Consider the following 14,973-nt stretch of genomic DNA (forward strand, 5'->3'; position numbering starts at 1 on the left):
ATTTATGGCAGGTATTCTCGAATTCGCTCCGGCCATCGTCCTCCTTCCGTTCCTCTCGTTCCTGATCGCACTCGGGGCGGGACGGTACATGCCGAAGGGAGGTGCCCTGGCGGGTATCGGCGCAACGGGAGGGTCGTTCGCCCTCGCCGTGGCGACGTTCTTCTCCGTCAGTGGTGGACAGACCTACAACCAACACATCTACACGTGGGCGACCGGTGTCGGTGACGCCGTCACGCTCGACTTCGGCCTCCTCATCGACCCGCTGTCGGCGATGATGCTGGTCATCGTGACGCTCATCGCGTTCCTCGTCCACATCTTCAGTCTCGGCTACATGAACGACGAGGGCGAGACGGGCCTCCCGCGGTACTACGCCGCACTCGGCCTGTTCAGCGCCTCGATGCTCGGGTTCGTTGTCTCGAACAACCTGCTCATGGCGTTCATGTTCTTCGAGCTGGTGGGTCTCTGTTCCTACCTGCTCATCGGCTTCTGGTTCCGCCAGGACGGCCCGCCGAGCGCAGCGAAGAAGGCGTTCCTCGTCACCCGCTTCGGTGACTACTTCTTCCTCATCGGCGTCGTCGCGGTCTTCGCGACGTTCGGCTCCGCAGCCTTCGCCGGTCCCGAAGCCTTCCCGGTGCTCGCCGAAGAAGCGCTCCACGGCGAACACGCGGTCAACACGTTCCTCGGCATGGGTGAACAGGCGTGGTTCACCGTCGTCGGCCTCCTCGTTCTCGGAGGCGTCGTCGGGAAGTCCGCGCAGTTCCCCCTGCACACGTGGCTTCCGGACGCGATGGAAGGTCCGACCCCGGTCTCCGCACTCATCCACGCAGCAACGATGGTTGCGGCCGGTGTCTACCTCGTCGCCCGGATGTACGGTTTCTACGCGCTGACCCCGACGACGCTCGCCATCATCGCCCTCATCGGTGGCTTTACGGCCCTCTTCGCGGCGACGATGGGTCTCGTCAAGCGCGAAATCAAGCAGGTGCTCGCGTACTCGACCATCAGCCAGTACGGCTACATGATGCTCGGGCTCGGTGCCGGTGGTTACGTCGCGGCGACGTTCCACCTCATGACGCACGCCTTTTTCAAGGCGCTCCTGTTCCTTGGTGCTGGTTCGGTCATCATCGCCATGCACCACAACGAGGACATGTGGGACATGGGCGGCCTGAAGGACAAGATGCCCGTGACCTACTACACGTTCCTCTCCGGGTCGCTCGCGCTCGCGGGTATCGTCCCGTTCGCGGGCTTCTGGTCGAAGGACGAAGTCCTCTATGAGGCACTCAACCACGGTCTCGGAACCGAGGGTGGTCTCGGGACCATCCTCCTCGCCGCGTACGCGATGGGTCTTCTCGCCGTGTTCTTCACCGGCTTCTACACCTTCCGGATGGTGTTTCTCACCTTCCACGGGAAGCCGCGCACTGAGACGGCACGCGACCCCCACGGCGTCCGCTGGAACGTCAAGCTCCCGCTCATCGTCCTCGGGACGCTCGCGGCCGTCGCTGGTCTCGTGAACATGGCGCCGGTCGAGGAACTGACGGGTATGCACCTCGCGTTCCTCCACGACTGGCTCGACCATGGCTTCGGCTCGCTGACCGCACACCACTACCTCGAAGTACTCGAAAGCGGTGTCGGCGCGGGTATCCACCCGGCTGGTATCGGCTCGCTCGGTCCGGGCGCACTCTCGCTCGGCCTCGCACTCGCTGGTGCCGGGGTCGCCTATCGTCTGTACAACGTCCCCGAGCCTGTCGAACACACCGACAAGCTCGGCGGTATCAAGACTACGCTGTACAACAACTACTACCAGGACGAGTACCAGGTCTGGATCGCCACCGGCGTCGTCCAGCCCATCTCGCGCGTCCTCGACAAGTTCGACCAAGGTATCGTCGACGGCGTCGTCAACGGTATCTCTAGCGTGAGCCTGTTCGCTGGCGGCCGCGTGAAGCGCCTCCAGACCGGTGTAGTGAGCAACTACGCCGCACTCCTCACGCTCGGGCTGACGGCGTTGCTCCTTGGTCTCGGTCTGATTGGAGGTTGGTTCGCATGATAATCGAAGCGCTCATCGCAGTCACGTTCCTCGCCGCGCTGGTCACATTCGTCCTGCCGGACCGGTACGCCGGCAAGGCGGCCTTCGCGCTGAGTCTGGTTCCCGTCGTCGGGAGCCTCTTTATGTGGCAACAGTACGACGCGAGCGGGAACGCCCTTCTGGGCGGGACGGCCGCGTTCGAAACAGACGTCGTCTGGCTGCAACTCGGCCAGTACGACCTCCACTGGATGGTCGGCGTCGACGGCATCAGCATGCCGCTTATCGTCCTGACGACCATCCTCTCCACGCTCGCAATCGTCAGTGCATGGACCCCCATCGCGGAGCGTCAGTCCCAGTTCTTCGGCCTGATGCTCTTCATGGAAGCGAACCTTCTCGGCGTCTTCACGGCGCTGGACTTCTTCGTCTGGTTCATCTTCTGGGAGGCTGTCCTCGTCCCGATGTACTTCCTCATCGGTGTCTGGGGTGGCCCGCGCCGCAAGTACGCGGCAATCAAGTTCTTCGTGTACACGAACATCGCGTCGCTCGTGATGTTCATCGGGTTCATCTCGCTGGTGTTCGGTCTCGGCGACTCCATCTCGTCGCTCCGTCTCCCCGAGATTGCACAGGCGTTGCAGGCGGGCCAACTCGGCGGCTTCGCCGGACTCTCGGCTGGCGCGCTCGCGTCGGTCGCGTTCATCGCGATGTTCTTCGGATTCGCGGTGAAGGTCCCGGTCGCACCGCTGCACACGTGGCTGCCTGACGCACACGTTGAGGCGCCCACGCCGGTGTCGGTTATGCTGGCGGGCGTCCTCCTGAAGATGGGTACCTACGCGCTGCTCCGGTTCAACTTCACGATGCTGCCGGAGACGGCTCGAAGCTTCGCGCTGCCCATCGCCCTGCTCGCCGTCGCGAGCGTCATCTACGGCGCACTCCTCGCGTTGGCACAGCAGGACCTCAAGCGCATCGTCGCGTACTCCTCCGTCTCGTCGATGGGGTACGTCATCCTCGGTCTCATCGCCTACACCACCTACGGTGTCGGCGGTGCGACCTTCCAGATGGTCGCCCACGGCCTCATCTCCGGTCTGATGTTCATGGCCGTCGGTGTCATCTACAACACGACGCACACGCGCATGGTGACGGATATGTCCGGGATGGCTGACCGGATGCCCGTCACGGCGGGTATCTTCGTCGCCGGCGCGTTCGGTTACATGGGACTTCCGCTCATGGCCGGCTTCGCGGCCGAGTTCTTCATCTTCAAGGGCGCGTTCGAGTCCACGGTGATGGAGGCGATGCCGCTGTTTACCGGTGCGGCGATGTTCGGTATCGTCATCGTCGCTGGCTACCTGCTGTTTGCGATGCAGCGGACGCTGTTCGGACCCTTCAAGTTCGACGGCGACTACGAAATCACCAAGGCGCCGTTCCACGACGTTGCGCCCCTCGCGGTGCTTCTGCTCCTGACCATCGTGCTCGGTGTCTCCCCTGACATCTTCTTCACCATGATTCAGGACGCAGTTAATCCGATTCTCGAACTGGGAGGTGCGTTCTAATGACGCTCCTCCAAACCGTCCCCGAATGGACGGCGACGGCACCCGCCATCGTGCTTGCGGTGACGGGTCTCGTCTTGCTGCTCATCGACACCATCGACCCGGACACGTCGAGTAACGGTGTGCTCGCCGGGACGGCGACGCTCGGGTCGCTCACTGCTGGCGGTATCGCCGGTTGGTTCCTCACACAGGGAACTGGAATGGAGTCTACCGGCGGCGCAATCACCCTGTACGGTGACGCGCTCGTCGTCGACGGGATGAGCCTGTTCTTCACGCTCATCTTCACGAGCGTCGCCGCGATGGTTTCTGTCGCTTCGTACGACTACCTCGCTGGCCGGCGCTACCAGGGTGAGTTCTACTCGCTCGTACTGTTCGCCACCACGGGTATGACGCTCATGGCGATGTCGAACTCGCTTGCGACCGTCTTCGTCAGTCTCGAACTGGCGTCGCTGCCGTCGTACGCGCTCGTCGCGTTCCTCAAGAAGAACCGCGGCAGCATCGAAGCCGGTCTGAAGTACTTCCTCATCGGCGCGCTGTCGTCGGCGGTGTTCGCGTTCGGTATCAGCCTCGTGTTCGCCGTCACCGGTTCGCTGCTGCTCCCGGACATCGCAGCCAACCTGTCCGTCGGCTCCGACCTCGTCGGTGTCCTCGGACTGGGCGTGCTGATGATTGCCGGTGGATTCGCCTTCAAGACCGCCTCCGTTCCGTTCCACTTCTGGGCACCGGAGGCCTACGAGGGCGCACCAGCCCCCGTGAGCGCGTTCCTCTCGTCGGCCTCGAAGGCAGCCGGGTTCGCCGTCGCGTTCCGCGTCTTCACCGTCGCGTTCCCCCTCGGAACCGTCACCACACTCAGTGGTGGGAGCGTCGACTGGTCGCTTCTCTTCGCGGTGCTCGCGGTCGTCACGATGACGCTCGGTAACTTCGCCGCGGCGACCCAAGAGAACGTCAAGCGGATGCTCGCGTACTCCTCTATCGGCCACGCCGGCTACGCACTCATCGGTCTCGCGGCAATCACCGTCGACGGTGGTGTTGCGAACGGTGACGTGCTCGGTGCCAGTATGGCTCACCTGCTCGTCTACGGCTTCATGAACACGGGCGCGTTCCTGTTCATCGCCATGGTCGAAAAGTGGGGCATCGGCCGAACGTTCGCGGACTACAACGGCATCGCATCGAAGGCACCCATCGCCGCAACGGCGATGACCGTCTTCATGTTCTCGCTTGCAGGGCTGCCGCCGTTCGGCGGCTTCGTCTCGAAGTACGCCCTGTTCTACTCGGCCATCGAATCCGGCTTCTGGTGGCTCGCTGCCGTCGGCGCGGTCAACAGCGCGCTGTCGCTGTTCTACTACAGCCGTGTCGTCAAGGCGATGTGGATCGAAGAGCCGTCGAAGTCGCTCGAAATCGGCAGTCAGCCGGTCGGCCTGTACGTGGCGATTATCTTCGCCGCGGTCGGGACGGTCCTGCTCCTGCCCGGTTTCCAGCCTGTCATCGAGACGGCACAGACCGTCGCTGCGGCGCTCTTCTGAGCGCACCGACGGCCTGTCGTTAAAAAATCAGATTTCGTTTTTCTTATTTCGAATCCAGTAGCTCCGAGAGCGCTGACGCGAGTTCTTTCGAGCGGCGAAGGGTCAGTCCATCAGTCGTGACGAAGACTCCCTTATTGGCCACTGTGACGCGCGTCAAATACCCGTGTTCGAACGCTCGGATAGTGTACTGGTAGTCACCGAGTTCGGACCCTCGATAGGCGGTTCGCGCCTGAAATCCGTCGGTCTCGTGTTCGACGAAGCCAGCCAAATCAGCGTCCGCTTCGAGGTCAGACCGGAGGTAAACCTGTTCGCAACGGTCGTGCGTGAAGTAGGTCACACTTCGGAGGTCGTCGCCGGCGGTGGTTCGACAGGCTCGGACGAACGACTCGGCGCGTGACTCCGGAAGCAGCTGAGATTCGAGTTCCATCCTATATTGTGGCATGGGTCGACATGACATAATATCATCGCCGGGTAGGATGACGGTAGGGTTTTGCGGTCGGAGACCGAGGTGAGAGTATGGTACGTCGACTGGTCCTCGGGTGTGGCTCCGTTGGGGGGGACCTCGTCGGAACGCTCGCCGCGAGGCCCGGATCGGTTACCGTTATCACTGACCGAGAAGGTCGGGCCGAAGACCTCCGTGCAGATGGAATCACTGCGACGGCGGGTAACCCGGCGGACCCGACACACTATCCAGATGACGCCGACATCGTCGTTGTCGGCGGACAGTCATCGGAGTTAAACCTCAATGCAGCGGTCGCTGCCCACGAGCGGTTCCCCGAAGCGATACTCATCGTGTCTCTCGCTGACGACCCCGAACCGTCGGTCCGGGAAGATATCGAACACATCGCCGACGAGATCATCGACTCGCGTCGAATCGTCACAGACCGGATTCTCGACGCCGTCGGGACGTCACACACCGAGCGACTCACTCGACTGATGGAGGTCCTTCGAAATATTGATGGCCCGCTCGCCGTGGTGATGCACGACAATCCGGACCCGGATGCAATTGCTGCCGCCTTGGCGCTACAGGCGATTGCCAAACGAGTGAACGTGGAATCAGATGTCTGTTACTTCGGAGACATCTCCCATCAGGAAAATCGGGCGCTCGTGAACCTCCTCGACCTCGATCTGCGTGTCCTTGACGAAGTCCCCGAAGACGACGAGTATGCTGGGTATGCGCTTGTCGACCACTCACGCCCCGGCGTCAACGACCGACTTCCAACCGACACAAACATCGACATCGTCATTGACCATCATCCTCCCCGAGCACCCGTCGAGGCGGCGTACGTGGACCTCAGGCGGGGTGTCGGTTCGACGAGTACACTTCTCACCGAGTACCTCGAACAGCTCGGTATCGTCCCCGGAACGACAGTCGCGACCGCTCTCCTGTTCGGGATTCGTGTGGACACGAACGACTTCACACGGGAGGTTTCGAACGCCGACTTCGAGGCCGCGGCGTATCTCGTTCCGCACGTCGATTCCGACCTGTTAGAGCGCGTCGAGACGCCGAGTATGACTTCGGAGACCATGGAGACGCTCGCCCGAGCTATCTCGAACCGCGACGTTCGTGGGGATATTCTCACCACGAACGTTGGCGATATCCGTGAACGAGACGCGCTTGCGCAGGCTGCCGACTACCTCCTCGGAATGGAAGGCGTCGAGGTCACGGTCGTCTACGGGTTGATGGACGGGACGGTGTACGTCTCCGGACGCGCCCGCGGCGCGCGTGTAGACCTCGGAGAGACGTTCCGGGAGGCTCTCGGCACTATCGGGAGCGCTGGCGGCCACGCCGATATGGCAGGTGCACAGATACCGCTCGGTATCTTAGCCGATGTCGGCGACGACTCACGCGAGTCGCTTGCGACCATCGTCACGGATATCGTCGCCGGTCAGTTGTTCGAGACGTTAGAGTACACAACACCAACGCCGGAACTCGACATAGATGTCACCTTCGAGTATTCACTTGACGAGTAAGCTCCCACACGTTTTTGCCCACGCTCGCCCTACCTCGGGGAAGATGAGTACCAAAGCGACCGTCAAGGAGTACATGACGCGCGAGGTCCAGACCGTCTCTCCGAGCGATACGGTCGCGGACGTGGCTCGCCGTATCGCCGAGAGCGACGGACACAACGGATTCCCCGTCTGTGATGGGCGCAAGGCAGAAGGATTCGTCACTGCCCGCGACATCCTCCTTTCGAACGATGACGAGAGCATCGAGACGGTAATGGCGACGAACCTCGTCGTCGCACACCCCCAGATGGACGTGACCGACGCCGCACGAGTCATCCTCCGGTCTGGCATCCAGAAACTACCGGTCGTCGACGATGCAGGTAACCTCGTCGGCATCATCTCGAATACGGACGTGATTCGAAGTCAAATCGAGCGAGCGACGCCGGAGAAAGTGGGCAAACTCATGCGAACGCTCGAACAGATTCACGGTATCACGGTCCACCAAGAACGCCGCACCGTCTCACTTTCGTCGCTCATTCCGACGCAAGCGCGGGTGTACGCCGACGAACTCGAAGGCCGGAAGTACGAACTCGAACGCGGGCTTGCCGAACCACTCGTCGTCATCGACAACAAAGGGACGTTACTGCTCGCCGACGGTCACCACCGCGTCCTCGCAGCCGACCGCATTGGCGTCGAAGACATGGAAGCGTACGTCATCGTCGTGGACGACCCCATCGAACTCGGGATGCAACGAACCGCCGAAAAGGAAGGACTCTCTTCTATCGCCGACATCGACATCGTCGATTACGCCCGACACCCGCTCGTCGAGACTACTCGACGACTTCAGTGAAATCTAGCGGTCGGAGAAGTGGCAATCTCGATATCCGGTGTGACTGGTCATGTCGGCCAGTGTGGCCGATAAACTACCCCGACTCCACGTCGTACAACTACCCCAACTCCACTCGTACAACTACCCCGACCCCACGTCGTACAACTACCCCGACCCCACGTCGTACAACTACCCCGACCCCACGTCGTACAACTACTCCTGCCCCACGTCGTACTCCTTTTTCCACGCTTCGACGGTGTCGCGGGCTACGTCTTCGTCGTCGAACTGTTCGCCTTCGTAGCCGCGTCCTTCCGGGGACTGGTGGAGCCTGTCGAATCTGACGTGCCACGTGTTCGGGCCGCGACGGAGCCGAATCGTCGCGTTGCCGTCGCTTCGTTCCCACTCGACGATGCGGTCGTCGCGGCGGACTTCCGTCCAGCTCATATCGGCCGAAGGCGTTCCGAGCCGAAGTGTCTACCCATCTGCAAGGGTTGGGACCTCAGCCAGCGTCGAGGGTGCTGGCCTCGTCTCTGCCCCGCAGGAAGGACAGACTGCGTACCCAAGACGGTCGTACGGAATCTTCGGTGACGGCCGTTCGAGCCCACATTCCTCACACGTGAAGTATGACACCCATTCGAAGGCCATACTCACAACATGTTTGTCAAGATATTAATTATTCACTGCTTAGTTACAGAGCGGTAGCTTACCGGTGTGATTATTCGCACGCCCTCCGACGGACAGACGATGACAGTCGAGAACCCACGCCGGGCGCTTGGGGTGGTCTTTTTCATCGTCTTTATCGACCTCCTCGGATTCGGCATCCTCATCCCCGTAATCCCGCTCTACGCGCTTTCGTTCGGAGCAACGGAATTCGTCGGGAGTCTGCTTATCGCGTCCTACTCGGCGATGCAGTTCCTCGCCGCACCGTTTTTGGGCCGTCTCTCCGACAACCGGGGTCGCCGACCCGTGCTCTTGCTTTCTCTCTCCGGGAGCGTTATCGCGTGGCTACTGTTCGGTCTCGCCGGGTCACTCACTGTGCTCTTCGTCGCGCGTATGCTCGCCGGGACGATGGGTGGAAACATCGCAACCGCGCAGGCGTATATTGCCGACATAACGTCCGCCGAGGACCGTGCGAAAGGACTCGGACTTCTCGGGGCCGCGTTCGGTCTCGGTTTCGTTTTCGGCCCTGCACTCGGTGGCTTCTTCGCCAGTGAACCGGTCATTGCTGCCGCACGTAACGTGCTTCCGGCCGTCGTTCCGGTCTCGGAGTTCTCGTTGCCGAGTTTCGCGGCCGCGCTTATCACCGGACTTAATCTCCTCGTCGCATTCTTCGTCCTTCCCGAATCACGACCACCTGAAGTACGGAACGCGACACCTGAACTCGACGAGGGGCGCAAGTCGCGCGAGTCGCGTATCGAGCAACTCCTGTCTGCGCTCCGCACGCACGGACTGGGGACACTCGTCGCCTCGTTTTTCCTCGTCTCGTTTGCCTTCTCCGCGCTCGAAAGTCAGTTTATCTTCCTCACGAACGAGCAGTACAGCTACGGAGCGACCGAGAACGCTGTCATCCTCACCTACGTGGGAATCGTCCTCGCGGTCGTTCAGGGAGGTCTCGTCGGCCCGCTGACCGACCGCTTTGGCGAGTATCGCCTCGCTGTTGGTGGGGCCGCGATTCAGGTTGTCACCCTCGCCGCCGTTCCGTTTTCGCCGGTGTTCGGGTCGTACCTTCCCGACGTGGGGAGAGTTCTCCCGGTTGGCCCGACGCTCCTGCCGGGCGTACTCATGCTTCTCGCCGTCATGACGCCGCTGTCGTTCGGAAACGCCCTTACAAACGTCTCATTAAACACGCTCGTCTCGCGGTCCGCGGGTGACGAAGAACAGGGCGGCGCGTTCGGTCTCACACAGAGCGCTGGAAGCCTCGCACGGACGTTCGGCCCCGCGCTCGCGGGCGGTCTCTACACCGGAATCGGGTTCTGGGCACCGTTCGTCGTCGGTGGAGTGCTGATGATTCCGATTCTCGTTCTGCTCGGGCGGTTGGACCACAGGACTATCGCGGCGACGACGGCGTGAAAAAAAACCGCTGACTCGGCGTTGGGGCCGCTTCAGGCTGGTGTCGGACCTTCCGGGGCCGGCGAGTCGTCGTCGGTACGGAAGCTTGAGACGAGGTCGAGCGACTCGTCGACGCTGCCGAGGAGGAACAACGAGTAGTACCGGAAGAACGTCACGACGGGCATCTGTGCGACTGCTCCGACTGCGACGGCCGTGAGGAAGAACAGAAGTCCGAGGATACCGAAGGCGACCAACCCAGCCGTAGAGAAGACGGGGACGTTTACAGCCACGAAGACGAGAGCCAGTCCCCCGCCGACGATGGCGAACGGGATGGCAGCGACGAGTAAGAGAAGGAGCGTGGCGATGCCAACGCCGATGTTGACGAGAGCACCGAGGACTAGCCGGATGATAACGTAGAGACCGAACTCGGAGAACTCTGCCCGGAACACCGGGAGGACGCGCCGCACCGACGAGATGACGTGTCGGTCCTCGGCTATCATCGTCGGGACGACGAAGTCGGTGGTTAACCGCAGGGCGATGCTGAGGAGGAAAAGCACCAGCAACCCAAAGAAGATCAGTGGTATCGCAAGGAGGAGTAGTGCATTCGACACCGCAATTCCACCCATGAGAACTCCAAGGACTAGCACGACTACCAGTAGCACCACGACGAATACCAACATGGCCTTGAACAGGAACAGTCTCACCCCGAGGCCGAGGCGTTCACGGAACGGCTTTCGGACGCGGACATCCTTCGAGACGAGACCGTCGACGAGGACGAACTCCATCACTGAGCCGATAAAGAATCGGATGAGAACGAACAGAACGAAGAGTGCCACCAACGAGACGATTGCGATACCGACGGTTCTCGGCGTGACGAAGCCCGGAAGCGAGTCGACGGGGGCCCCTCCTGCTCCACCCGTATCGGTGGGGACGGAGGACGCGGAGTTTCCGGCACTGCTACCTCCACCTCCGAACCCTCCGACAAAGAAGGCAATAAGTGCGAGTCGCGCCCACCGGCCAGCGTCGAACGGGAGAAGGAGCGACGTTGTCGCGTCGCGAGCGTCGTCCAAGGCGTCGATTGCTTTCCAACTCATATGTGTGACTGTGGAGTCACATCTGATAAAGGTGTCCGAGAGACGGATTGTTTACTGTTCGTACGCATCTCACGCCATAAAAACGCGAGTTTGAGCGTTTGTACAGTGTCGTGCGCGGACGGAACGAAAGTTAGCGTAGCCGGTACGGTGCTCAGTGTAACCGGGACAGTATCACTCGTTGATAGCGGCGAGTGGGTCGAGGAAACCAGCGCCGTAGTACGATTTGTCGTAGTCCTCGGGGACGCTCGCGGTGCGTTTTAATTTGGACTTAACTTGGTTGGCGCTCAGGTTCGGCTGAACGGACCGAACCAGTGCGACGGCGGCGGCGACCTGCGGTGCAGCCATCGAGGTTCCGGCCTTCCAGCCGTAGTCGTTCGTCGAGCCGACGTAGTTCCCGTCGTCGTCATACGAGGGCGTCGAGACGGTGCTGTACACGAGGTCGTAGAACCACGTGTCGGGATGCGTCTCTTGTGCTTCCAAGAGCGCGTCACCACCGGGTGCGCCGAGGTCGACGGCGTTAGTTCCGTAGTTCGTGTAGAACGACGGGCTTTCGGGTCCTTCCTCGGCCTCGCCAGCGTCGAAAGCGGTCCCTTTCGGCCCCGTCGCGCTGATGCTGAGTGCTTGTGCTCCCTCGTTCGGCAGGCTGATGACGCCGCCGTCGTGCTGGAGGTCTGCGGCGTCGTTACCGGCGGAGATGACGAGCACAGTTCCCTGACTGTTCGCGTGCGTCAGGGTCTTGTTCAGCATCTTGCCGTAGAACTTCCCTTCTTCCTGCCGTGGTATCGGGTAGGCACCGATACTCAGATTCGCGGCGTCACAGCCGATTGCAGCGCTGTACACGATTGCCGCGAGGATGTCCGCGAACGACGCGCCCTCCGTCGTGGAGAAGACGCGGCAGTCGACAATCTCCGTTGCCGGTGCGGAACCGACGATACCCTCGGAATTCGCGTCGTTGCCGGCGATGATGCCCGCGACGTGCGTTCCATGGTCGCCGCCCGCGGGGACACCCGAACCGAAGTCGTCGGCCGTGAAGTTCCGAGAGAGGTCCTCGTTGACGACGGCTTCGAGGTCTGGATGGTCAGCCGCGACACCGCTGTCGATGACGGCCACACGGGTCCCGTCGCCGCGTGTCACGTCGTGTACGTCCGGGATTCGCTGGCAGTGTTTGTCCCACTGAACACCGTAACTCGGTTCGTCTACTGCACCCTGTGGGGCTGCATCGTTCACCGACGGCGTGTCCAGATGGACTTCGAGGTCGGGTGCATACGCCGAAGTGACAGACGAGAGGTCTGATTCGTCGCCTTCCACGACGGCGACGCCAGCGGGCGAGAGGTCGTGAACGAGGTCCAAACCGGCGCGTTCGAATTCCGCTGCACGCTTCCCTTTGGTGTCGACGACGAACCGGTCCGTTCGCGTGGCCGCGACGGCGGTTGAGCCAACCGCGAGACCGCCGATGAGTGAACCACTTATCTTCAGGAATGAACGTCTGCTTTGGTGACGCATACCATCGCTGGTGAACTATTGTTATATAGTTGTTGCGAAACATATCTGGTGTTGAAATAACTGTCGGCCGGAATACAACGACATACGAAGTCGACACGCTCAGGAGTGTTGGGTTCGAACTACGGATTCATATGGTAGGTGTCGAGACAGGAGTCCGTCTCGCTGGCGGTCTTGTGCTGTTGCTTGCGAACTCGTTCTTCGTCGTCTCCGAGTTCGCGATGACGCGCGTCCCGCAGTTCGACGGGTCAGAATTCGAGGGCTCTCGTGGACTCGAACTCGCGTGGAAGATGACAGAGCGTTTGGAGGTGTATCTCTCAGGATGTCAGGTTGGAATCACTATTGCCAGCGTCGGCCTCGGTGTCGTGGCAGAACCGGCTGTCGCGGCTATCTTTGATGCGGTTCTCGGTGGCGGCAGCGGGGCGGCCCACACGTCACTTGCAGTCATCCTCTCGCTCGTGGTTATCAACCTCTCGCACGTCGTGCTCGGTGAGCAGGTGCCCACGTACCTCGGCGTCGAGCGGTCGCGAATGGTCGCGAAGTATACGGCACCCGTCCTGTACGGGTGGACGAAGCTCATGTACCCAGTCATCGTCGTCGCCGACTGGTTGGCAAAGCGGTTGTTACTTCTCGGCGGCGTCGAAATGACTCGTGCGTGGCAGGAGGCCGAGGCTGGCGACGAAGCCGCTGCGTCAGCGGGCGACGAGACTCGACTCAGTCGCGGCGAGATTCGCAGCCAGATGGGCGAAATTCTCGCACAGGGGTCGCTTCCTGAGGACCGCCGCGAAGAGGTCCTCAACGCGCTTCGAATCGGTGAGCTACCGGTTCGGGGCGTGATGGTTCCCGCCGACGAGGTGGTCGCTCTCTCGGCCAATGCGACGACCGAGGAGAACCTCGAACGGATTCGGACGAACCCACAGCACTCACGATTCCCCCTCATCGGCGACTCGCTAGACGATGTTCAGGGTGTCGTCTACGCACCGACCGTCCTTGCCACGATAGATTGCCTCCAGTCGGGCGACCGGCGCCTCGACGATGTCGCTGTGCCGCCGCTTTCGGTTTCCGCAGACCTCCCCGTCAGCGACCTCATCGACCGGTTCCAGGCGGAAAATCAAGAACTGGCGATGGTTCGTGACCCCGAGACGGACGAGGTGGTCGGACTCGTGACGGCCTCCGATGCCTTCGAGGCTATCACCGGCCAGTTGTACGACCCGCTCGATATCGGTGCCTGAGTACTTGAGAGAAACCGGGCCTTGGTGAGCAGGTCGATTCTAATCTGGGACCGCCCACGCTTTTCTATCACCCTGCGTATCAACCCGCATGACGCCCTTCGAACGACGCACCCGCGCCTGTCAGGAACGACTAGCGGCCGACGACACAGACGCAGTCGTCCTGTTTCCCAGTCGGAACCTGCTGTACCTCTCCGGATTCGACGAAGAACCCGCCGAGCGCCACCTACTCCTGTTTGTTCCCCGCGACGGTGAACCGGTGTTTCTCGTCCCCGACCTCTACGAGACGCAGGTCCGCGCCGAGTCGTGGGTCGCCGACGTGCGGACGTGGAGCGACGACGAGGACCCGCTCGTCGCGCTCGAATCCATCGTTTTCGACCTCGAACTCGACGATGGACGCATCCTCGTCGACGACACGATGTGGGCGCGATTCACGCAGGACCTCCGGGCGATCCTTCCGACTGCCGAATTCGACCTTGCGAGCGATGTTATCGCGCCGCTTCGCGTCCAGAAAGACGACGAGGAACTGGACGCGCTCCGCCGTGCTGGCGCGGTCGCCGACTGCGTGGTCGACCGCATCCGCGACATGGGCGAAGACGCAATCGGGATGACGGAGACGGAACTCGCCTCCGAGATAGAGCAACTCCTCGCCGAGGAAGGCGGCGAAGGAATTCCGTTCGGTCCACTCGTTGGCTCAGGCCCGAATGGCGCGATGCCACATCACTCCCACGGTGACCGAGTCATCGAGTCTGGTGACCCCGTCATCCTCGATTTCGGCACGCGAGTGGACCACTACCCGAGCGACCAGACCCGAACCGTCGTCTTCGACGGTGAACCACCGGAAGGATTCGAAGAAGTCCACGAAATCGTCCAAGCAGCCCGTACCGCCGCCGTCGATGTCGTCGAACCCGGCGTCACCGCGGGCGATGTCGACCATGCGGCCCGCGAGGTCATCGAGGACGCCGGTTACGGTGACCGATTCATCCACCGAACCGGCCACGGCGTCGGACTCGATGTCCACGAAGAGCCGTACATCGTCTCCGGAAGCGACCGCGAGCTCGAAGTGGGGAACGTCTTCAGTATCGAACCGGGTATCTACCTCCCCGACGAGTTCGGCGTCAGAATCGAAGACCTCGTGGTCGTCACCGACGACGGTGCGGAGTTGTTGAACGACACTGACCGCGGCTGGCGGGTCTAAGAAAACAGAAGCGTTCCACAGGTCTTCTGACCTGTGG

General features: G+C 61.7%; 12 protein-coding genes. 8 read left to right on the forward strand and 4 right to left on the reverse strand.

The features are described from left to right. Window positions 1-4 precede the first annotated feature (4 nt). The 3 genes from nuoL to HFX_RS04805 are packed head-to-tail and all read left to right on the forward strand — an operon-like array spanning window position 5 to window position 5,087. Window positions 5-2,041, forward strand: coding sequence for an NADH-quinone oxidoreductase subunit L (gene nuoL / locus HFX_RS04795; protein WP_004572686.1), 2,037 nt, complete (start codon window positions 5-7; stop codon window positions 2,039-2,041). Further along, window positions 2,038-3,567, forward strand: coding sequence for a complex I subunit 4 family protein (locus HFX_RS04800; RefSeq protein ID WP_004572685.1), 1,530 nt, complete (start codon window positions 2,038-2,040; stop codon window positions 3,565-3,567). Before nuoL ends, HFX_RS04800 begins: the two co-directional genes overlap by 4 nt. After that, a complete protein-coding gene (locus tag HFX_RS04805; protein ID WP_004572684.1) occupies window positions 3,567-5,087 on the forward strand; it encodes an NADH-quinone oxidoreductase subunit N in 1,521 nt (506 codons plus the stop codon). Before HFX_RS04800 ends, HFX_RS04805 begins: the two co-directional genes overlap by 1 nt. A 43-nt stretch (window positions 5,088-5,130) precedes the next feature. On the opposite strand, the gene HFX_RS04810 is transcribed toward HFX_RS04805, so the two are convergent. Continuing rightward, window positions 5,131-5,514 (reverse strand): DUF7522 family protein, encoded by a 384-nt coding sequence (locus HFX_RS04810; RefSeq protein WP_004572683.1) that lies wholly within the window; start codon window positions 5,512-5,514, stop codon window positions 5,131-5,133. Window positions 5,515-5,603: 89 nt separating this feature from the next. Between HFX_RS04810 and HFX_RS04815 the strand changes: the two genes are divergently transcribed. Continuing rightward, on the forward strand, window positions 5,604-7,061 hold the full coding sequence (locus HFX_RS04815; RefSeq protein WP_004572682.1) for a DHH family phosphoesterase: 1,458 nt from the start codon (window positions 5,604-5,606) through the stop codon (window positions 7,059-7,061). Between the two features lie 43 nt (window positions 7,062-7,104). Further along, window positions 7,105-7,887 carry a CBS domain-containing protein gene (locus HFX_RS04820; RefSeq protein ID WP_004572681.1) on the forward strand — a complete coding sequence of 261 codons (783 nt, stop codon included), beginning with the start codon at window positions 7,105-7,107 and terminating at the stop codon, window positions 7,885-7,887. Between the two features lie 192 nt (window positions 7,888-8,079). Here the strand turns inward: HFX_RS04820 and HFX_RS04825 are convergent, their stop codons facing one another. Continuing rightward, the gene (locus HFX_RS04825) at window positions 8,080-8,310 is read right to left on the reverse strand and encodes a DUF7543 family protein (protein WP_004572680.1); all 231 of its coding nucleotides are present in this window, start codon (window positions 8,308-8,310) and stop codon (window positions 8,080-8,082) included. Window positions 8,311-8,610: 300 nt separating this feature from the next. Here HFX_RS04825 and HFX_RS04830 point away from each other — a divergent pair, with 300 nt between their 5' ends. Then, window positions 8,611-9,936 carry an MFS transporter gene (locus HFX_RS04830; protein WP_004572679.1) on the forward strand — a complete coding sequence of 442 codons (1,326 nt, stop codon included), beginning with the start codon at window positions 8,611-8,613 and terminating at the stop codon, window positions 9,934-9,936. A 32-nt stretch (window positions 9,937-9,968) separates the two neighbouring features. Here the strand turns inward: HFX_RS04830 and HFX_RS04835 are convergent, their stop codons facing one another. Further along, window positions 9,969-11,009: a DUF7544 domain-containing protein gene (locus HFX_RS04835; RefSeq protein WP_004572678.1), complete on the reverse strand. Its 1,041-nt coding sequence runs from the start codon at window positions 11,007-11,009 to the stop codon at window positions 9,969-9,971. Between the two features lie 171 nt (window positions 11,010-11,180). Then, window positions 11,181-12,512, reverse strand: a complete 1,332-nt coding sequence (locus HFX_RS04840) for a S8 family peptidase (protein ID WP_004572677.1) — start codon at window positions 12,510-12,512, stop codon at window positions 11,181-11,183. A 131-nt stretch (window positions 12,513-12,643) separates the two neighbouring features. Here HFX_RS04840 and HFX_RS04845 point away from each other — a divergent pair, with 131 nt between their 5' ends. Further along, the gene (locus HFX_RS04845) at window positions 12,644-13,741 is read left to right on the forward strand and encodes a CNNM domain-containing protein (protein WP_004572676.1); all 1,098 of its coding nucleotides are present in this window, start codon (window positions 12,644-12,646) and stop codon (window positions 13,739-13,741) included. Window positions 13,742-13,829: 88 nt separating this feature from the next. Next, on the forward strand, window positions 13,830-14,936 hold the full coding sequence (locus HFX_RS04850) for a M24 family metallopeptidase (RefSeq protein WP_004572675.1): 1,107 nt from the start codon (window positions 13,830-13,832) through the stop codon (window positions 14,934-14,936). Window positions 14,937-14,973 lie beyond the last annotated feature (37 nt).

Source organism: Haloferax mediterranei ATCC 33500, from assembly GCF_000306765.2.
Taxonomy (GTDB): Archaea; Halobacteriota; Halobacteria; order Halobacteriales; family Haloferacaceae; genus Haloferax; species Haloferax mediterranei.

Excerpts from the sequence above, each read along its gene's own strand:
- HFX_RS04805 (WP_004572684.1), top strand. The coding sequence starts at position 3,567 with ATGACGCTCCTCCAAACCGTCCCCGAATGGACGGCGACGGCACCCGCC.
- HFX_RS04800 (WP_004572685.1), top strand. The coding sequence starts at position 2,038 with ATGATAATCGAAGCGCTCATCGCAGTCACGTTCCTCGCCGCGCTGGTC.
- HFX_RS04835 (WP_004572678.1), bottom strand. The coding sequence starts at position 11,009 with ATGAGTTGGAAAGCAATCGACGCCTTGGACGACGCTCGCGACGCGACA.
- HFX_RS04830 (WP_004572679.1), top strand. The coding sequence starts at position 8,611 with ATGACAGTCGAGAACCCACGCCGGGCGCTTGGGGTGGTCTTTTTCATC.
- HFX_RS04810 (WP_004572683.1), bottom strand. The coding sequence starts at position 5,514 with ATGGAACTCGAATCTCAGCTGCTTCCGGAGTCACGCGCCGAGTCGTTC.
- nuoL (WP_004572686.1), top strand. The coding sequence starts at position 5 with ATGGCAGGTATTCTCGAATTCGCTCCGGCCATCGTCCTCCTTCCGTTC.
- HFX_RS04850 (WP_004572675.1), top strand. The coding sequence starts at position 13,830 with ATGACGCCCTTCGAACGACGCACCCGCGCCTGTCAGGAACGACTAGCG.
- HFX_RS04815 (WP_004572682.1), top strand. The coding sequence starts at position 5,604 with ATGGTACGTCGACTGGTCCTCGGGTGTGGCTCCGTTGGGGGGGACCTC.
- HFX_RS04845 (WP_004572676.1), top strand. The coding sequence starts at position 12,644 with ATGGTAGGTGTCGAGACAGGAGTCCGTCTCGCTGGCGGTCTTGTGCTG.
- HFX_RS04820 (WP_004572681.1), top strand. The coding sequence starts at position 7,105 with ATGAGTACCAAAGCGACCGTCAAGGAGTACATGACGCGCGAGGTCCAG.
- HFX_RS04825 (WP_004572680.1), bottom strand. The coding sequence starts at position 8,310 with ATGAGCTGGACGGAAGTCCGCCGCGACGACCGCATCGTCGAGTGGGAA.
- HFX_RS04840 (WP_004572677.1), bottom strand. The coding sequence starts at position 12,512 with ATGCGTCACCAAAGCAGACGTTCATTCCTGAAGATAAGTGGTTCACTC.